Annotated in this window: 18 protein-coding genes; 6 read left to right on the forward strand and 12 right to left on the reverse strand. The window is 66.2% G+C overall.

The window, feature by feature from the left end; genetic code table 11:
* The first annotated feature begins 285 nt into the window (after positions 1 to 285).
* The 5 genes from BSZ14_RS06990 to BSZ14_RS07010 all read left to right on the forward strand — a co-directional run bounded on the left by BSZ14_RS06990 (position 286) and on the right by BSZ14_RS07010 (position 3,489).
* Positions 286 to 624, forward strand: coding sequence for a S4 domain-containing protein (locus tag BSZ14_RS06990; protein WP_042486957.1), 339 nt, complete (start codon positions 286 to 288; stop codon positions 622 to 624).
* Positions 625 to 653: 29 nt separating this feature from the next.
* Positions 654 to 995, forward strand: coding sequence for a ferredoxin FdxA (gene fdxA / locus BSZ14_RS06995; protein ID WP_042486955.1), 342 nt, complete (start codon positions 654 to 656; stop codon positions 993 to 995).
* 356 nt (positions 996 to 1,351) lie between these two features.
* Entirely contained in the window at positions 1,352 to 1,885 is a 534-nt protein-coding gene (locus BSZ14_RS07000; RefSeq protein ID WP_042486954.1) for a CarD family transcriptional regulator, read from the forward strand.
* 118 nt (positions 1,886 to 2,003) lie between these two features.
* Positions 2,004 to 2,753, forward strand: a complete 750-nt coding sequence (locus BSZ14_RS07005; RefSeq protein WP_076710370.1) for a head GIN domain-containing protein — start codon at positions 2,004 to 2,006, stop codon at positions 2,751 to 2,753.
* 46 nt (positions 2,754 to 2,799) lie between these two features.
* Positions 2,800 to 3,489, forward strand: a complete 690-nt coding sequence (locus BSZ14_RS07010) for a GIN domain-containing protein (protein ID WP_076710425.1) — start codon at positions 2,800 to 2,802, stop codon at positions 3,487 to 3,489.
* Here the strand turns inward: BSZ14_RS07010 and BSZ14_RS07015 are convergent.
* The 4 genes from BSZ14_RS07015 to BSZ14_RS07030 all read right to left on the reverse strand — a co-directional run bounded on the left by BSZ14_RS07015 (position 3,452) and on the right by BSZ14_RS07030 (position 10,862).
* Positions 3,452 to 4,429, reverse strand: coding sequence for an alpha/beta fold hydrolase (locus BSZ14_RS07015; RefSeq protein ID WP_076710371.1), 978 nt, complete (start codon positions 4,427 to 4,429; stop codon positions 3,452 to 3,454). The genes BSZ14_RS07010 and BSZ14_RS07015 overlap by 38 nt on opposite strands.
* Before the next feature lie 273 nt (positions 4,430 to 4,702).
* Positions 4,703 to 6,052, reverse strand: coding sequence for a family 43 glycosylhydrolase (locus BSZ14_RS07020; RefSeq protein WP_076710372.1), 1,350 nt, complete (start codon positions 6,050 to 6,052; stop codon positions 4,703 to 4,705).
* Entirely contained in the window at positions 6,052 to 7,611 is a 1,560-nt protein-coding gene (locus tag BSZ14_RS07025) for an alpha-N-arabinofuranosidase (protein WP_076710373.1), read from the reverse strand. Before BSZ14_RS07025 ends, BSZ14_RS07020 begins: the two co-directional genes overlap by 1 nt.
* Before the next feature lie 56 nt (positions 7,612 to 7,667).
* Complete coding sequence (locus tag BSZ14_RS07030; RefSeq protein ID WP_076710374.1) at positions 7,668 to 10,862, reverse strand: glycoside hydrolase family 2 TIM barrel-domain containing protein; 3,195 nt, start codon at positions 10,860 to 10,862, stop codon at positions 7,668 to 7,670.
* A 235-nt stretch (positions 10,863 to 11,097) separates the two neighbouring features.
* On the opposite strand from BSZ14_RS07030, the gene BSZ14_RS07035 reads away from it, so the two are divergent.
* Positions 11,098 to 12,555: a glycoside hydrolase gene (locus BSZ14_RS07035; RefSeq protein ID WP_076710375.1), complete on the forward strand. Its 1,458-nt coding sequence runs from the start codon at positions 11,098 to 11,100 to the stop codon at positions 12,553 to 12,555.
* Positions 12,556 to 12,796: 241 nt separating this feature from the next.
* On the opposite strand, the gene BSZ14_RS07040 is transcribed toward BSZ14_RS07035, so the two are convergent.
* From BSZ14_RS07040 to coaE, 8 genes are all read right to left on the reverse strand, one after another.
* On the reverse strand, positions 12,797 to 13,285 hold the full coding sequence (locus BSZ14_RS07040; RefSeq protein WP_076710376.1) for an MmcB family DNA repair protein: 489 nt from the start codon (positions 13,283 to 13,285) through the stop codon (positions 12,797 to 12,799).
* A 61-nt stretch (positions 13,286 to 13,346) separates the two neighbouring features.
* Positions 13,347 to 14,012, reverse strand: a complete 666-nt coding sequence (locus tag BSZ14_RS07045) for a cell wall hydrolase (RefSeq protein ID WP_076710377.1) — start codon at positions 14,010 to 14,012, stop codon at positions 13,347 to 13,349.
* 155 nt (positions 14,013 to 14,167) lie between these two features.
* A complete protein-coding gene (locus BSZ14_RS07050) occupies positions 14,168 to 14,509 on the reverse strand; it encodes a DUF1491 family protein (protein ID WP_076710378.1) in 342 nt (113 codons plus the stop codon).
* 3 nt (positions 14,510 to 14,512) lie between these two features.
* Positions 14,513 to 14,971: a PaaI family thioesterase gene (locus tag BSZ14_RS07055; RefSeq protein WP_076710379.1), complete on the reverse strand. Its 459-nt coding sequence runs from the start codon at positions 14,969 to 14,971 to the stop codon at positions 14,513 to 14,515.
* On the reverse strand, positions 14,955 to 15,425 hold the full coding sequence (locus BSZ14_RS07060; RefSeq protein WP_042486941.1) for a PTS sugar transporter subunit IIA: 471 nt from the start codon (positions 15,423 to 15,425) through the stop codon (positions 14,955 to 14,957). The genes BSZ14_RS07055 and BSZ14_RS07060 overlap by 17 nt, the downstream gene beginning before the upstream one ends.
* Positions 15,426 to 15,490: 65 nt before the next feature.
* Positions 15,491 to 16,081 (reverse strand): ribosome hibernation-promoting factor, HPF/YfiA family, encoded by a 591-nt coding sequence (hpf, locus tag BSZ14_RS07065; protein WP_042486939.1) that lies wholly within the window; start codon positions 16,079 to 16,081, stop codon positions 15,491 to 15,493.
* Between the two features lie 55 nt (positions 16,082 to 16,136).
* Positions 16,137 to 16,832, reverse strand: a complete 696-nt coding sequence (gene dnaQ, locus BSZ14_RS07070) for a DNA polymerase III subunit epsilon (protein ID WP_076710380.1) — start codon at positions 16,830 to 16,832, stop codon at positions 16,137 to 16,139.
* A gap of 7 nt (positions 16,833 to 16,839) precedes the next feature.
* Positions 16,840 to 17,433 (reverse strand): dephospho-CoA kinase, encoded by a 594-nt coding sequence (gene coaE, locus BSZ14_RS07075; RefSeq protein ID WP_076710381.1) that lies wholly within the window; start codon positions 17,431 to 17,433, stop codon positions 16,840 to 16,842.
* Positions 17,434 to 17,441: the final 8 nt, after the last annotated feature.

The following is a 17,441-nucleotide window of genomic DNA, read 5'->3' on the forward strand; positions in this document are numbered from 1 at the left end:
CCGTCCCGCGTGTCGCGGCCAGCCCCGGCAACGCCTTCGCCGCGCTCGCCGACTGGGGCAGACCTTCCCAATGACATTCCTCCCCATCTCCGATGGGGAGGGGGACCGCGCCCACAGGGCGTGGTGGAGGGGCGATGCCCTGCGGCTCGCGCCAGGCCACGAAGGTCATCGCCAGGCCCCTGCCCCTCCACCATCCTGCGGATGGTCCCCCTCCCCAAGCATGGCTTGGGGAGAAATGAGATACCGCATGTCTTCACTTTCTCACAGAAAGGACCGTCCCGCCCTATGAGCACCCGCGCCCCTTCGCCTGAGTCGATGCGGCTCGACCGTTTCCTCTGGTGGGCGCGGATCGCCAAGTCGCGGGAGCGGGCGCAGGCGATGGCGTGCGACGGGCATTTCCGCATGGACGGCCGCGCGATCGATCGCGCCCATGCGCCGGTCCGGATCGGCAGCATCCTGACCTTTGCGCAGGCTGGCAATGTGCGCGTGTTGCGCGTGGAGTCGCTGCCCGTCCGGCGCGGACCGCCCGCCGAAGGTCGCGCCTGTTACTGCGACCTGGTCACTTCGCCGGTTTCGGGCCTTAACACGGTTTCGGGCGTTGACGGATCGCCACACGCGGCATAGCAGCACGCGTTCGTACCTTGGGAGTTGTCATGACCTACGTCGTCACCGATGCCTGCATTCGCTGCAAGTATATGGACTGTGTCGAGGTGTGTCCCGTCGACTGCTTCTATGAGGGCGAGAACATGCTCGTCATCAACCCGTCGGAATGCATCGATTGCGGCGTGTGCGAGCCCGAATGCCCGGCCGAGGCGATCCTGCCCGACACCGAGAGCGGGCTGGAACAGTGGCTGGAGCTGAACAACACCTTCTCCGCCCAATGGCCCAACGTCACCCGCAAGCTGGACCAGACGCCACCCGACGCCGATGCGATGAAGGGCGTCGAGAACAAGTACGACCAGTTCTTCAGCCCGGAGCCCGGCAAGGGCGACTGAGCAAAAGCTATTCCTCCCCTGCAAGGGGAGGGGGACCATGCGCAGCATGGTGGAGGGGTGTCTCCCCTCTCGATAGCGGAATACCCCTCCGTCAGGGCTTCGCCCTGCCACCTCCCCTTCCAGGGGAGGAAAGATTGGATCCGTTGGGCCTTGGCGCCCGATGGTTCCGGCAACCTGCACATATGCTGGTAATTTTGTTGCGACCATGCTATATGGTTCCGCGACGGGCATAGCTTTTTTCGCGACCGCCCGCCTTTGATGTGTTCGACCCTTCCTTCCCGAGGCCGACTTGATCAGTGGACCCATTTCCGCTCGTCCGGCGCTCGTGCGAAGGCCCTGATCCGGAAAGGCCCCCAATGGCTGCCAAGGCGCTCCACTTCGACGTCGGTGACTATGTCGTGTATCCCAAACATGGCGTGGGCCGCGTTATCGAGCTGCAAAAGCAGGAAATCGCAGGGATGCAGCTCGAACTCTATGTGCTGCGGTTCGAAAAGGAGCGCATGACGCTCCGCGTTCCCACCAACAAGGCCGAGTCGGTCGGCATGCGCAAGCTGTCCTCGGACAAGACGATGCGCGAGGCGATGGAAACGCTGAAGGGCAAGCCCAAGGTCAAGCGCACCATGTGGTCGCGCCGTGCCCAGGAATATGAAGCCAAGATCAACTCGGGCGACCTGGTGTCGATCGCCGAAGTGGTCCGCGACCTGTTCCGCGCCGACGACCAGCCCGAGCAGAGCTATTCCGAGCGGCAGATCTTCGAAGCGGCCACCAGCCGCCTCGCCCGCGAACTCGCCGCGATGGAAGAGGTGGACGAGCCGCGCGCCCAGGAGAAGATCCTGGAAATCCTGCGTGCCGCCGCCGCCATCTATAACAAGGAAAAGCCCGCCGCCTGATAGGCGGTCGGTCTTCTTCGACACGAACAAGGGGCGGTCCCAGGCGGGGCCGCCCCTTTTCATTTGCGCAGATCGCCCGGCCATGTGTATTATTCTATCAATACACAGGAGGTCGCTCATGCCCAAATCCCCCCTTCTCACCACGCTTGCCGGGTTGCTCGTGCTCGCCATGCCCACCGCCGCCTGTTCGTTCGGAAGCGAGGCCAAGGGACAGGAAGTCTCCCCCCAGGGCTCGGGCGACGCGCGCAGCTATGCGACGCGCGGGTTCACGGCGGTATCGAGCAATGGCAGCGATCCGGTCGATATCCGGGTCGGGGGCGATTTTTCGGTACGCGCGGAAGGGGCGGCATCCGATCTCGACCAGCTGCGCATCGCGCGCGATGGCGACACGCTGCTGATCGGCATGAAGAAGGGGCTGCATTGGGGCAATCGCCGCAATGTCCGCATCCTGGTGACGCTGCCGCGCCTGGCCGAAGCGGGTATCGCGGGATCGGGACAGATGCGCATCGACCGGATCGACGGCGCGCGCTTCAAGGGCGGGATTGCGGGTTCGGGCGACCTGACGATCGGCGCGATGCGGGTCGAGCAGGCCGAACTGGGCGTGGCGGGCTCCGGCTCGGTCCAGGCGGGTGGCCGGGTCGGTGCGCTGAAGATCGGCATTGCCGGGTCGGGGGACATACGCGCCAAGGGGCTTCACGCCAGACAGGCCGAGGTCGAAATTGCCGGATCGGGCCGCGTCGCGGTGCAGGTCGACGGCCCCGCCAAGGTGTCGCTGAGCGGTTCGGGCGATGCCGATCTGGGGCCGAACTCGGTCTGCACCGTCCGCAAGGCGGGATCGGGCAGCGCACGCTGTGGGCGTACCCTGTAAGGGGACCTGCTTGCGACGCCGGCGGAGCGGTGCGAGGATGACGGCGATGTCGATCCGCACCGCTTTCGCGCTTCTGGCTTCGGCGCTGGTCGTCGCCACACCGGCCTTGGCCGCCGAGCGGCGCGTCGATCTGAGCAGCTTCGACAAGTTGCGGGTCGAGGGGCCGTTCCGCGTCATCATGACCACCGGCCCCTCGCCTCGCGGAGCCCTGTCCGGTGACGGCGCGGCATTGCGTCAGGTCGAGGCGCAGGTGATGGGCAGCACGCTGGTCGTGCGACGTGCGGGAGGGGGCACGGGCAGGGGCGATGCGCCGGTCACGCTGACCCTCGCCGCGCCGCCTCTGTCGGGCGTCACCGTCATCGGCGGCGCGCAGGTGACGGTGCAGGCGATGAAGGGCAGTGCGCTGAATATGTCCGTGACAGGCACGGGCGAGGTCCGGGTCGGGCGGGCCGATGGCGATCAACTGGCCGCGACGCTGTTCGGCCCCGCCAGATTGACGATCGAGGGCGGCCGGGTCGGCAAGGCGCGGCTGGCGGCCAACGGGCCTGCCAGCATCGCGGCCGAGGCGCTGGAGGCAGGCGACCTGACCGTCACGCTCGACGGCCCCGGCGAGATTGCCGCACGGGCGCGCTATATGGCGACGGTCGCCAATGGCGGGCTGGGCAGGGTGACGGTGGCGGGCACGCCCAAATGCCGGGTCACCGGCGGTGGTCCGGTTCGCTGCGGAGTGAAGTAGCGGGTACGCGCCGGTCGAGAAACGCGGTGATCGCGGCAAAGGCGTTGGCGCGAACCGGATCGGCCTCCCGCAATATCTCATGCGCACAGCCACGACCAAAGGCCACCAGTTCGCCCTGCGGCAATCGCTGCGCCACCCGCGCCGCCGCCCGCGCATCGACCAGCCGATCGGCGAGCGCGACCAGCATCAGCACCGGCGTCTCGATCCGCCCCAGCGCCGGATTCTCGCGAAGCGTCGCCGTCGCGCGAAAGGCCTCCGCCACCCAATGCCAGCTGGGCGATCCCAGACAGAGTTCGGGCCGGGCCTGTCGGAACGCCTGCTGATCGGCGAAGCGGGTCAGGTCATGGGTCAGCCTCTTCTGCCGCGCGGTCGCGGCGGCGGGCGTCTCCAGCCGACGCCAGGCGGGGCGAAGCGGATCGCCACGCCCGACCTGCCAGCGGGCGAAGCGCGCCCCCGCCCATTGGCCGACCGGCGAGCGCAGCGCCAGCATCGGCGCGACCAGCACCACCGCATCGGGCGCGATCCCGCCCCCGGCCAGCGCCGACAGGGTGGCGAACCCGCCCATCGAATGGCCTAGCACGACATGCGGCCCCTCGCCCGGCCTGACCCACTCGCCATAAAAGGCCGCCAGATCCTCGGCCAGCCGGTCGAGCCGGTCGATATGCCCGGTCCCGTCGCGCGTCAGCCGCCCCGACCCGCCCTGCCCGCGCCAGTCGAAGGCGGTGACGTCCCATCCTTGTGCCCGGAACGCGTCGATAGCGTCGCCATATTTCTCGATCATGTCGGCGCGGCCCGTCTGGAACAGCAACCGCCCCCGCCGCGTCGTGCCCGGTTCATGCGGGCGGTCATAGCGGCGGTGAACCCACCCGTCCGGGGCGGTCCATTGCGACAGGAAGGGGGTTAGGGTGTCCGCGACCGTGCTTGATGCGTATGGCGCCATGCCGTTCCTTGCCTTCCCTCACGACCGCCATGGGCGTCATGTGGGTCTACTCTAGCACGCCCTGTGTTACGGTTGTCGTGGGGTTTGGGGAAAGGTCTGCCCATGGCCGTCGACTTCGCTCAGGCTGAACGGGGGGTGTGGACACGCGCCGCTTACGCCGGGCACGCCCCTCCCGTAAACGGGAGGGGATGGGGGAGGGCCTGGAGTCTCACCGAGACCGTTGCTTGCGGCCAGCCCCCTCCCCAAACCCCTCCCCCGTTCCGGAGGAGGGGCTTAAAAGATCGACCATTCCAGGATCGCAGGTTCCTTCGCCGTCACCGTCATGCGCAGGAACCGTGCCTTGCCCGGATGGCGCAGGGTGATGGGCGAACCACTCACCCCCGTCTCGGCCGCCACCTCGCGCCAGCGCCTGCCGTCGGGCGATGCCTCGACCCGCAAATCCTGCGGCTGGATCGCGAAGGCGGGACGGACCCGGCTTTCCCGTACGTCACGCACCGCGCCCAGATCGGCGGTCAGCACCGGCGGCCTGCCCGCCTCCGGCCGCCAGACGGTCGCGTAATTGTCGTCCGCCGCCAGTGCGTCGACGCCCTCGCCCGTCCAGCGCAGCCCATGGTCGCGATGCGCGGCAAAGGCCGGGATCGCCGGATCATGGCTGGGCCGGACCTTTTCGAACGTGCCGTCCGCCCGCACGGTCAGCGGGTCGATCGCCACCTGCCGCAGCACCCGCTCGCTGCCCATCACGAAGGGCAACGCCTGGCGGTGATAGAGGATGTACGCCTTGCCCTTGTCGGCGAAGATCGCGTGATGGCCGGGGCTGATGACCTGCCGCGCGGCATCGGTTTCCAGCAGCGGGCTGTTCGCCGCCTCGGTAAAGGGTCCCATCGGCGACGCGCCGACCGCATAGCGGACCTTGTAGGTGTCCTTGGTCGTGTTGCCGTCGCTATAGGTCAGCAGGTAACGCCCCTTCTCCTTCACCATGAAGGGGCCTTCGAAATAGTTGGCCGGGGTCACGTCACGCGGCGCGCCGTCGAAATGGACCATGTCGGGCTTCAGCTTCACGGCGAAGCAATGCCCGTTGACCCAGTTCAGCCCCGATCCCCAATAGAGATAGGCCTGGCCGTCATCGTCGACGAACGCCTCGGCGTCGATCATGTGATATTGGGGTGCAAAGTCGCGCGCGATCAGCGGCTTGCCGCCATTGGCATCGGCCCATGGTCCCGCCGGTGACGGGGCGGAGCCGACCCACACCTCGCTGCCGACCGAGACATACATATACCAGCGGCCGTTGGGCGCCTTGACCACCGAGGGCGCCCAGACCTTGGCATCGCCCGAGGTCGGGCTGGTCGCGGCCTGCTTGGTCGGCCAGTTGGGCTGCGAGAAGGTCCAGTCGCGGCCATTGTCCGAGGTCCATAGGCCCAGACGGTCATCCCCCCATGGATCGACCGTGGCGAAGATGTACCAACGCCCCCCGTCGCGCACGATGGAGGGGTCGGCAAAATAGCCCGGAAGCAGCGGATTGCCCGCCCCCGGACTATTCCACAAAACCTCGCGCCGGGGTGCGGCGGACCCCGCCGCCCCGGTCAGAAGGACGGCGGCGAGCAGCGCCCCGGCGCGGGCCTTCATCAGCGCAGATCCAGCATGACGACCGACTTGGCGGGCACCTGCACGGTCAGCACGCCACCCGACAGCGTCGCACCGTTGAACGGCTGCGGCGCGACCTGGTTCGGCGCGTCGAAGCTGTTGTGCGCATCCATCGTCGCGCCGGTCAGGACACGGCCCGACACCTGAGCCGCGGTCACGCCGTCCAGCTTGACCGAGACGGTCGCCGGCTGGTTGGGATCGACATTGGTCAGGCCGACATGCACCACGCCCGCCTTGTCACGCACGGCCGAGGCGCTGACCGCCTTCATCACCCACTGGTTCTTGTTATACCAGCGCGACTGGACATCGACCGGCAGGACGGTCGCGTCCTGATAGTCCTTGTACATGTCGAACACCCAATAGGTCGGCGTCTTCACCATGCGCGCGCCGTCGGTCAGGATCATCGCCTGGAGGACGTTGATCATCTGGGCGATATTGGCGCCGCGCACGCGGTCGGCGTGACGGGCGAAGATGTCGAGGTTCAGGCTGGTCACCACCGCGTCGCGAAGCGAGTTCTGCTGGTACAGGAAGCCCGGATTGGTGCCGGGTTCGACATCATACCAGGTGCCCCATTCGTCGACGAGCAGCGCGACCCGCTTGTTCGGATCATATTTGTCCATGATCGCCGAGTGACGGGTGAGCAGCTCCTCCATCTTCAGCGTCTTGGACAGGGTGCGCGCCCAGCTTTCCTCGTCGAAGCCGGTGGCCGCGCCCTTGTGCGACCAGTCGCCGGGGATGGTGTAATAATGCACACCGATGCCGTCGAATGCGCCACCCGCATCGCGCATCATCACTTCGGTCCAGTTGTAATCGTCGCTGTTCGCACCGCTGGCGATCTTCATCAGCTTTTCGCCCGCCGGGACCTTCAGGAAGGTCGAATAGCGACGCGTCACGTCGGCGGCATATTCGGGACGCATATTGCCGCCGCAGCCCCACAGCTCGTTGCCGATGCCGAACATGGCCAGCTTCCACGGTTTGTCGCGACCGTTCTTGCGACGCTCCTCGGCATAGGTCGATTTGGACGGGAAGGTCATATATTCGACCCACTCGGCCATTTCGGACGGCGAGGCCGAACCGACATTGCCCGAGACATAGGCCTCGGCGCCGACCATCTCGCTGTAGTTCATGAATTCATGCGTGCCGAAGCTGTTGTCCTCGGTCACACCGCCCCAATTGGTGTTGACCTTGGTCAGGCGCTTGGCCTGCGGGCCGATGCCTTCGCGCCAGTGATATTCATCGGCATAGCAGCCGCCCGGCCAGCGGATCACCGGCACCCGGATCGCCTTCAGCGCGTCGAGCACGTCGCGGCGATAGCCGTTGATGTTGGGGATCTTGCTGCCCTTGCCGACCCAGATGCCGCCATAGATGCCGGTGCCCAGATGCTCGGCGAACTGGCCGAACAGGCGACGGTTATAGACGGGACCCGGACGGTCGGCATGCACCTCGACCTGCTCGCTCGTGGTGGGTGCCGTTTGCGCCATCGCGGTCCCCGCAAACAGCGTCGCCGCCGCCGCGATCAGAAATTTCGTTGCCCTTTTCATGGATTCTCCTCTGCCCGATGCGGCATGATGGCTTATTGTCCGAGTAAAGAACAGCCCTATTGCGGCTCCGTCGCACGGGCCGGCTTCGCTTTTTCGGGACTCGTGCCGTCGCCGGTAAAGGGCTCCAGCCGGAAGGCGATACGGGTCGGCTCCAGCGTGGTGCGGTACTTCATGTGCGGCTGGCCGACATGGCTCCAGGTCGTATCGCCGCCGACACCCCACTCAGCGGCATCGACGATCAACGTCGTCTCGCCATGGGGCACGATATCCGTCGATTTCCAGGTGCCCGGCGCACGGCGATAGAGGTCGCCATAGGGGAAGGCGAGCGCCTGCATCATCAGCGGTCTGGGCGCACGGACGCGCAGGCCAGCCCCCTCGCCCGACAGTTCCATCCAGCGGACATCGACCTTGTTGCCGGTGTCCTGCGGCCGCATGTAATCGTGATTCTGCTCGGCGATCGCCCCGCGCCACAGCCCGATCGCGGCCGAACTCTTGCGATCGACATAGCTTTCGTGCGGGCCACGCCCATACCATTCGACCGTCTTCACCGTAGTGGGCATCGTGTACCACAGGCCGATGCGGACCGGCGGCGGCAAGTCGGCCTTCAGCGGTACGAACTGGCCGTCGACATCGACCGCACCATTGCCCGCCATCGTGTAGCGGGTGACGAAGCGCGCCGCGCCCGCCCCCATCTCGTGGTCGACGGTCACGCTCTGGTCGGGACCGATCGATACACTCCGCACCTGATAGCGTCCGTTCATCGTGAACCAGGCCGATTGCTGGGCGACGGTGCCATTGGCGGTGTCGTTGTCGGTCTCGGCCCGAACGAAATTGGGCTGGCCGCCCTTGGCCAGCACACGCCCCGCCGCCGCATAGCGCGTGACCAGCCCGGTGTTGCGGTCGATGACCAGCTCCGCGCCGTTCGCCGACAGGGTGACGCTGTCGGCGCTATCGGCGACCGCAACCTGCCCCTTGGCCGCCACCGGCATGGCGGGTCCATCGCTGAGCGCGAACTGCTCCCAACCGACCACGTAATTGGCCGGAACCGCACGGATCGTGCCGTCCTTGGCATGGGCGCGAACGGTCAGCAGATATTCCGCCCCGGCCTCGCGCGCGAATTTGGGGGCGAGCGCCACCGTCCGCACCTGTCCGGCCGCCGTCGTCAGCGCAGGCAGCTGCCCGCTCGCCACCGCGACGCCGTTCTTCTCCACAACCCAGTCGAAGGTAAAACCCGACAGATCGATAAAGTCATGACGATTATGTACAGTCAGTTGCCCGGTCTTCGCATCGTAACCGTCGAAGCGGATCGGCGACTGCACCTTCTGCACTTCGTAGAGTTGCGGATTGGGCGTCCGGTCGGGCTGGTTCAACCCGTCGCCGAACTCGATATCGCCGCCCGGATTGGGGCCGTACTCGCCGCCATCGCCCCAATAGCGCCGCCCGTCCTTGGCATAGCGGTACATGGACTGGTCGACCCAGTCCCAGATGAAGCCGCCCTGCAGCTTGCGGTGGGCATAGATGGTGTCCCAGTAATCCTTGAAATTGCCGCCCGAATTGCCCTGCATATGGGCATATTCGCACTGGATCATCGGCTGGGTGCGCGTCGGGTCCTCGGCCCAGTCGACCATCTTTTCGATGTCGTCATACATGGGCGCGTAGATATCGACGTAATTGTTCGGCTGGTGGCTCCAGTCGAGCGTGCCCCAGCCGAGATAGGAGATCAGCCGCGCGGGATCGCGCCGCCGGATCGCCGCCGCCGCCTTCTCGAAATTCGGCCCGATCCCGGCCTCGTTGCCCAGCGACCAGAAGATGATCGAGGGATGGTTCTTGTCCCGCTCGACCATGTTCATCACGCGGGAGACGTGGGCGCTTTCCCAGGCGGGGTCGAAACCGATCTGATACTTCGCCCGCTCGTCGCCATGGCGGTTGCCGGCCTCCATATAGGCGTGACTCTCGATATTGGCCTCGTCCATCAGGTAGAAGCCGTACTCGTCCACCAGCGACAGGAAACGCGGGTCGTTGGGATAGTGCGAGGTGCGGATCGCGTTGAAGTTGTTGCGCTTCATCAGCTCCAGGTCGCGGCGCATCGACTCTTCGGAGATGACGTGGAAAGTCTCCGGGTCATGCTCATGCCGATTGACGCCGCGGATCATGATGCGGCGGCCATTGACCATGACCTGCCCGTCCTTGATCTCGACGGTGCGGAAACCGATACGCTGCGGCGTGGCCTGCACCACCTGGCCGTTCGGATCGACCAGTTCGACCAGCAGCGTGTAGAGATGCGGCGTCTCCGCCGACCAGCTCCGCACACCCGGCACCACCGCCTCCAGCCTGGCCGAGGTCGCGCCCTGGGCCAGTGCAACCTGCTGCGTCACCACCGCCCGCTCGCCATCGAGCAGCGTCATCCGCGCGGTCATCGCCTGGGGCAGCGCGGGCAGCGTCAGTTCGGTCGACAGCGTGCCGTCGCGGTAATTCCTGTCGAGGCCCGCATGGACGAACAGGTCGTCGATCCGCGCCTTCGGCACCGCCCGCAGGTACACCGAACGCTCGATCCCCGAGACGCGCCAGAAATCCTGATCCTCCAGATAGCTGCCGTCCGACCAGCGATGGACGCGGATCGCCACGACATTGCGGCCGGGCTTCAGAAACCGGGTGACGTCATATTCGGTGGGAAGCTTGGAGTCCTCCGAATAGCCGGCCTCCTGCCCATTGACCCACAGCCGGTACGCCGATCCCGCCGCGCCGACCTGAAGGATCACATCCTGCCCGCGCCACCCGTCGGGCAGGGTGAAGTCGCGGCGATAGGAGCCCGTCTCGTTATCGTCATGCGGCACCAGCGGCCGGTTGGCGGGGAAGGGATAGGTGATGTTGTTATACTTGGGCTGGCCATATCCCTCGGCCTGCCACATGGCGGGGACCTTGATGGTCTTCCATTTCGACACATCATAGTCGGGCCGCTCGAACCCCTTGGCCGCGCCGTCGACCGAGGGGGAGAAGGCGAAGGACCAATCGCCGTCGAGGCTCATGAAGCGGCTGGACCGGGCGCGGTCCCCGGCCAGTGCCAGCGTGCGGCTTTCATAGGGAAAGGCGGTGGCGCTGGCGGGGCGGGTGCCGCGTGCGTTGACGGCGGGGTTTTCCCAATCGGGTCGGCTGGGATCGACCTGGACGGCGGCGACCTGCGGGCCGTTTTGCGCAAAAGCCGGGCTCGCCAGAGCCACCACGGCCGTACCGGCCGCCAAACGCCAATTCATCGCACTCCCCTTTGTTGATACACGATTCCCTGACCGGATCGCGCTATATTTGTCTGATTTTTATGACGGCTTTGTCAGCACGACAAGGGAAAAGGGCGTCTGTGCGGCCAGCTTATGCGCGAACCCGCCAGAGGTTGACGGACCCGCCGCGCCCCCGGCTATAGTCTGACGTTTGATGGGATATGCGCGGGGAGACACCAGGGTGAAGAACGGAACGATCCTTCGCAAAAGTCAAATGGCGGCCCTCGCGCTGGCGCTGATCCTCGGTTCGGGCACGGCGCAGGCGCAGGTCGCACCGCCCGCCGCCGACCGACCCGTACCCGTGACCCTGCGGCCCGCGATCGACCGCCCGTCGACCGTCTTCGAGGGCTGGGGCACCGCGCTTGCCTGGTTCGCGCATGTCACGGGCGGCTGGCCCGAGGCGGAGCGGACGCGGCTGGCCGATCTGTTCTACGGGCCGCAGGGACTGGGCTGGACCATCGCGCGCTACAATATCGGCGGCGGCAATGCGGCCGACACCCCGCCCTATATGAAGGTCGGGCGCGCGGTGCCGGGCTTCTGGCGGCAACCGGCGGGGGTGACGGGCAAGGACTGGTGGCGCGCCGACGATCCCGCCATGTGGGACTGGGGCCAGGACGCCAACCAGCGCTGGTGGCTGGACGCGATCACCGCCCGTGTGAAGCAGCCGATCTTCGAGGCCTTCTCCAACTCGCCGCCCTGGTTCATGACGGTCAGCGGCCGGGTGTCGGGCGCGGAAAAAGGCACCGACGACAATCTGCGCCCCGGACAGGAATCCGCCTTCGCCACCTATCTGGTCCGAGTCACCGACGAATTGCAGCGGCGCCATCACCTGACCTTCCGCACCCTGTCGCCGGTCAATGAGCCCAACACAAACTACTGGTTCGCCGCCAACACCCAGGAAGGCGCGCATTGGTCCCCTGCCCGACAGGCGCAGATGATCGACGCCACCGCCGCCGCGCTGAAGGCCACGCGCCTGTCCACCGTCATCGCCGCGCCTGATGAGACCGCCTCGCACCTGTTCGTGGCGGACTGGGCCGCCTATCCCCCCGTCACTCGTGCGGCGATCGGGCAGCTCAACGTCCACAGCTATGGCACCGTTCACCAGACCGCCGTGCGCGACATCGCCCGCGCCTCGGGCACCCGCTTGTGGATGAGCGAGAACGACACGCCGCTGTCGGGCGACCCGGAGGACCTGACCGGCATGGCAACGCCCTTGGCCTTTGCCGAGCATGTCGTCGGCGATCTCAAGCGGCTGGAGCCCGCCGCCTGGGTCTTCTGGCAGGCGGTCGAGGATCTCAGCACTCGCAAGGGCGAGAAGGGGTCGAACTGGGGCATCGTCAAGGCCGACCTGATGGGCGCGGCGGACCAGCCCCATGCGATCCATGTCACGGGCAAATACTGGGCGATGGCGCAGTTCAGCCGCTATATCCGGCCGGGCGACCGGCTGGTGCCGGTGGATGACATGGATACGGTCGGCGCGCTGTCACCCGACGGACGGCGGCTGGTGCTGGTCCATGTCAATCCGGGACTGTCGCCCAGACCGCTGAGCGTTGCCTTGCCGGGGCGGTGGCAGCGGCGGATGATCGTGACGGACGCTGTGCATAAGTCCGTGGATATCACGGGGGATATCGCGCCGCCGCAGTCGGTGGTGACGTTGGTATTGACGCGGTAAGGGTAGGACGTGGCCTTCGACTTCGCTCAGGCTGAACGGAGGTTGGGCGGGGACTTGGTACTAGAGTCGAAAACGATCAACTCTGCTCACCTCTCCCCTGAAGGGGAGGGGCTAAAACCGTGCAATGCTGATCGCTTTCAACTTTAAGAGCCGTTCCGCCTGAGCGAAGTCGAAGGCCATGGGAAAACCTCTCCACAACCCGGTTAGATTGCGCGTTCGAGTCCTGCCGGGTCTACCACCCTCACATCCCCGCATCCGGATCGGTCAGCCCGATCATCCGCCGCCCGGCCCGCCGCGCGAAATTCAGTGTCGCCTTCTTCCGCACATGCGCGGGCAGCGGCACGCTATGCGCCTCGCGCACGATTGCCGCGTCGTAACGATCGGCGACGATGATCCCCGTCCGCTCGGGCAGGAACGCCGCGCTTTCCAGCGGCGACCAGTCGAACCCGGCGGGCACCGCCCAGTAGAAGCGATCGCAATGCGCGAGATAATCGGGCCACTTCCCGTCGCCCAGCATGTCGGCGCGCGACACTTTGATCTCGACGACGACGACATTCCCCCGCGCGTCGAGCGCCATCAGGTCGGCGCGGCGCCCGCCCTCCAGCGGGACTTCGGGAATGGTGATCAGGTCGTGGCGGAGCAGCATCCGGGTCACGCCGCGCGCGACATCGGCGGCGCAGAGCGGGGATAGCGGATCGTCGACGCACGAAGCGGGCGGCATGTCCAACATGCCACCCGCTTAGAACATTTGATGAACAAGTGCAAAAGCCCCGAACCGGGGCCTGGAAATATCAACGATAGAAGATGTGGTTGCCGATCGCGGCGACCTTCTGCACCCGCACGCCCGGACGGTTGCCGGGGGTGTTGAAGTACAGCGCCTTGCCCGCGGTGCTGTCCCATGCCTGGGCCAGCGCGACCTTGGCGACGGCGACGGCGGTGCGATAGGCGCTGCGCGACGGGCTGACCGAAGGGATTTCACCGCCACGCACGAAGCTGAATTGGCCACGCTGCTTGATGACGTTGCAGACGTCGGTAGGGAAACGGCCCGACTTGGTGCGGTTCAGGATGACCTGCGCCACGGCGAGCTGGCCCGCCAGCGGTTCGCCGCGACCTTCGAAATAGATGGCGCCGGCCAGACAGCGGAGCTCTTCGCTCGACGCGATCTCGTCCTGATCGGCCACGGCGTCGGCCAGCGAGTCATAGTCGCCGTCCTCATCGCCTTCGGAAACCGGGGCGGCAACCTGGGAAAAATCGGGGAGCGCGGACATGGTGGCCCGGGCGCTCTGGGGAACCATCGCAACATCGGCGACGTTGATCCCGGAAACAGCCATCGCACTGACTGGAGTGGCAGCAACACCGGCAACGTTGGTCGCGAGGCTGGGGGTGCTGGTGGCGAGAAGACCCGCCAGGGATAGAGCCATGGCAGCGGATGCCGCGACTCGCTTGAAAACGGTCATTCACTCGAACAGACATGCGGTTGGATCACGGACCCGAGCATTGCCCAAGGGCGCTCGTCCGGGCTTCCCCCCGACTGCGTAACCCACCGGATCGCACCCGATAAGCACAACGCGAAACTACGATGGCGCGCTCGTGGCCGATCCGGCCGGGTTCGTCAATGTTGCAGGATCGTTTCAGCGGTGAACCGTTCCGCCGCAGCGCCATCCAGTTCCAAGATCCACAGATCGGGATCGCGCGCCCGCCGACGCTGCCAATAGCTTAAAATATCGTTTGCAGGCGTCGATTCGATCAGCACCGTTTTGCCGTCGGGACCCAGCCCACGCTCCAATACCCGTTCGCGTCGATGAGAGGTGATGGGATCGGCATCGATCACGATCACCAATATGCCCCCGCCCTGCGGATCGCCCTTGGCCAGCACCATGCCCATGCCGCCGCTGTCGTTCATCCGGCGGAGCAGCGCCGTGACCAGCATTCCGCTTGGCAGGCGACCGTCCATCGCTCAGCCGTTCCGATAGCCGGGCAGGCCCGCCAGCGCGATCTGCGAGCGCATGAAGGTGCCGGTGCCCCGCGCCACCTCCTCGCCGCTGGCGTCGATCAGCCGCGCATCGGCGACGAACACCCGCCGCCGCCCGCTGACCCAGCGCCCCTCGGCCACCACCTCCCCCGCCTTCATCGGGCGGGTCAGCAGCAGGTTGAACTGCGTCGTCAGCAGGAAACGGTCGGTGACCAGGCTGTTGCAGGCATAAAAGGCCGCATCGTCGAGCATCTTGAAATAGCTCGTGCCGTGCGCCGCGCCCGCGGCGTGATAATGCCGCTCGTCCACCCGGAAGCGGATGCGCGCGACGCCCGGTTCGGCAATCTCCAGCATGGAGTCGAACAGGCGGTTGATCGGCGCTGCGGCATAGAGCGTCTCCAGCGCCCGGAAGTGCGCGGCCTCACCCTCAGGCCGCGGCGTCACGCGCCTCGTCCTGGGTCAGCAGCGCCCAGATCGCGTCGGGCGACCCCGCCCCGCGCAGCTTGGCGACGAAGCCCTTGTCGCGCAGCCGCCGCGAAATCCGGGCCAGCGCCTTCAGATGCGCCGATCCCGCATCGGCGGGCGAGAACATCGCGAAGACCAGATCGACCGGCATGTCGTCGACCGCCTGGAAATCGACCGGCTGCGCCAGACGCGCAAAGACACCGACGATCTGGGTCAGCCCCGCCACCTTGCCATGCGGAATGGCGACGCCCCCACCGAAACCGGTCGAACCCAGCTTCTCGCGTTCGAGCAGCACATCGGCCAGCAGCTTGGCATCCCGCCCCGCCGGCCCGGCGGCAGCCGCCGCCAGCGCCTGGAACAGGGTCTTCTTGTTGGCGGCGCTGACGCCCGCCAGCACCGTATCGTGGCGCAACAGATCGCTGAAGTCGTTCATGGTCCCGTCCGGTGCGCCCCCGCGCGGCCCGCCTATTAACGGGCCACGCGGAAGAACGATAGAGCTTATCCGGCCGTGCCGCCGCGCTGCGGTTCGACCCAGCCGATGGTTCCGTCACCCCGGCGATAGACCATGTTGTACGACCCGGTGCCCGAATTCTTGAACAACAGGGCCGCAGTATTGCGCAGATCGAGCATCATGACCGCATCCGACACACTCGCATCGGGAATATCGACGCGGGTTTCGGCGATGATCAGGGGCGCGTCGCCCGCCTCGTCCTCATCGACCTGTTCGGCGAACAGGGTATAGCCCGCATCATAGGCCCCGGCCTCGGCCAGTTCGATCGCCTGGCCCTGGTTGCGGTCCTTCAGGCGGCGCGAATAGCGGCGCAGCTGCTTTTCGATCTTGGTCGCCGCGCCGTCAAAGGCCAGATGCGCGTCCTGGGCATCGTGACGGCCCTTCAGCACCAGGCCACGCGTGACGTGCATCACGATATCGCATTTGAAGCCGACGTCATGCGGCCCCTTGCCGAACGTCACCTCGGACGAGATGGCGCGGGCGAAATATTTCTCGGCGATACCCTGAAGCCGGTCCGTCACATGGGTCCGCAGCGCGTCGCCCGTTTCGACCTGATGACCAGAAATCCGGATATCCATCGTCTTCTCCTTGATGCACTCTGATGGGACGGTCCTTTTGGCCTGTCCCGTGGCGTCAACCGGACGCCTCGGCCCCCCAAACCGGATCTTTTATATCCTTTAGAAACGCCGCATGGGCGGCAAGTTCCACCTCGCTCGGCCGGAAGGTGCGCGGCGGGCGGACTTTGGCGGGCGTGCGGGCGACGATCACCGGCCCGGTGTCCTCGGCGGTGTCGGCGAGCAGGCCCAGGCCGATCTGCCGCCCGCCCATCAGCTCGACATAGACCTGCGCCAGCAGCTGCGCGTCGAGCAACGCGCCGTGCAGCACACGGTGCGAGCGGTCGATGCCGTAGCGGGAGCAGAGCGCGTCGAGCGTGTGCTTGGCGCCGGGATGCTTGCTGCGCGCGATCGCCAGCGTGTCGACCATCCGCGTCTTTTCACAGACCGGCGGAAAGCCCAGCGCGCCCAGCTCGCCATTGATGAAGCCGAAGTCGAAGGTCGCGTTATGCGCGATCAGCGGCGCGTCGCCGATGAAGTCCAGAAACTCGGCAACCCCCGCGGCAAAGACGGGCTTGTCCTTCAGGAAGGCATCGGACAGGCCATGGACCGCCTGCGCCTCGGCTGGCATCGCGCGTTCGGGATTGAAATAGGCGTGATAGGTGCGGCCGGTTTCGACCCGGTTGACCAGTTCGACACAGCCGATTTCGACCAGCCGGTCGCCTTCCGAAAATTTGAACCCTGTCGTTTCGGTGTCGAAAACGATCTCTCTCATAACCTGACTATCGGCCTTCGGAGTCCCGCATGCAAGTGATCAGCGCGCGGACTTTTTCGCGGGTTTCGGCCAGTGGAATGTCGGTCGCGATGACGTGATCGGCCCGCGCGCGTTTATCCACATCGGGCAGCTGGCGCATGAGAATCGCGGCAAATTTCTCTTTCGTCATGCCGGGTCTTGCCAACACCCTAGCCTCTTGCGTGGCCGTTTCTGCCGAAACAACCAACACCTTATCCACAACCTTGTCACCACCAGTTTCAAACAGCAGCGGCACGTCCACCACCACCAAAGGAGCCTCGGCATGGGCGGTCAGAAAGGCCGTGCGTTCGGCCTGCACGGCGGGATGCATGATCGCCTCGAGTCGGCGCATCGCCGAATCATCGCCCAACACCACCCGGCCCAGCGCGGCCCGATTCACGCCATCGGGTCCGGTGGTGCCGGGAAAGGCCGACTCAATGGCGGCCACCAGCCGCCCGCCGCGACCTTGCAGCCGGTGGACACAGGCATCGGCATCGAACACCGGCACGCCTTCGTCGCGAAACATCTGCGCGACGGTCGACTTGCCCATGCCGATCGAGCCGGTCAGCCCCAGGACGATCACGACCGCAC

Source organism: Sphingomonas sp. Sph1(2015), assembly GCF_001970915.1.
In the GTDB taxonomy this organism is placed as follows: domain Bacteria; phylum Pseudomonadota; class Alphaproteobacteria; order Sphingomonadales; family Sphingomonadaceae; genus Sphingomonas; species Sphingomonas parapaucimobilis.

Bases quoted from the DNA above. Each gene is read 5' to 3' on its own strand.
- BSZ14_RS06990 (WP_042486957.1), top strand. From the start codon at position 286: ATGAGCACCCGCGCCCCTTCGCCTGAGTCGATGCGGCTCGACCGTTTC.
- fdxA (WP_042486955.1), top strand. From the start codon at position 654: ATGACCTACGTCGTCACCGATGCCTGCATTCGCTGCAAGTATATGGAC.
- BSZ14_RS07000 (WP_042486954.1), top strand. From the start codon at position 1,352: ATGGCTGCCAAGGCGCTCCACTTCGACGTCGGTGACTATGTCGTGTAT.
- BSZ14_RS07005 (WP_076710370.1), top strand. From the start codon at position 2,004: ATGCCCAAATCCCCCCTTCTCACCACGCTTGCCGGGTTGCTCGTGCTC.
- BSZ14_RS07010 (WP_076710425.1), top strand. From the start codon at position 2,800: ATGTCGATCCGCACCGCTTTCGCGCTTCTGGCTTCGGCGCTGGTCGTC.
- BSZ14_RS07015 (WP_076710371.1), bottom strand. From the start codon at position 4,429: ATGGCGCCATACGCATCAAGCACGGTCGCGGACACCCTAACCCCCTTC.
- BSZ14_RS07020 (WP_076710372.1), bottom strand. From the start codon at position 6,052: ATGAAGGCCCGCGCCGGGGCGCTGCTCGCCGCCGTCCTTCTGACCGGG.
- BSZ14_RS07025 (WP_076710373.1), bottom strand. From the start codon at position 7,611: ATGAAAAGGGCAACGAAATTTCTGATCGCGGCGGCGGCGACGCTGTTT.
- BSZ14_RS07030 (WP_076710374.1), bottom strand. From the start codon at position 10,862: ATGAATTGGCGTTTGGCGGCCGGTACGGCCGTGGTGGCTCTGGCGAGC.
- BSZ14_RS07035 (WP_076710375.1), top strand. From the start codon at position 11,098: ATGGCGGCCCTCGCGCTGGCGCTGATCCTCGGTTCGGGCACGGCGCAG.
- BSZ14_RS07040 (WP_076710376.1), bottom strand. From the start codon at position 13,285: ATGTTGGACATGCCGCCCGCTTCGTGCGTCGACGATCCGCTATCCCCG.
- BSZ14_RS07045 (WP_076710377.1), bottom strand. From the start codon at position 14,012: ATGACCGTTTTCAAGCGAGTCGCGGCATCCGCTGCCATGGCTCTATCC.
- BSZ14_RS07050 (WP_076710378.1), bottom strand. From the start codon at position 14,509: ATGGACGGTCGCCTGCCAAGCGGAATGCTGGTCACGGCGCTGCTCCGC.
- BSZ14_RS07060 (WP_042486941.1), bottom strand. From the start codon at position 15,425: ATGAACGACTTCAGCGATCTGTTGCGCCACGATACGGTGCTGGCGGGC.
- hpf (WP_042486939.1), bottom strand. From the start codon at position 16,081: ATGGATATCCGGATTTCTGGTCATCAGGTCGAAACGGGCGACGCGCTG.
- dnaQ (WP_076710380.1), bottom strand. From the start codon at position 16,832: ATGAGAGAGATCGTTTTCGACACCGAAACGACAGGGTTCAAATTTTCG.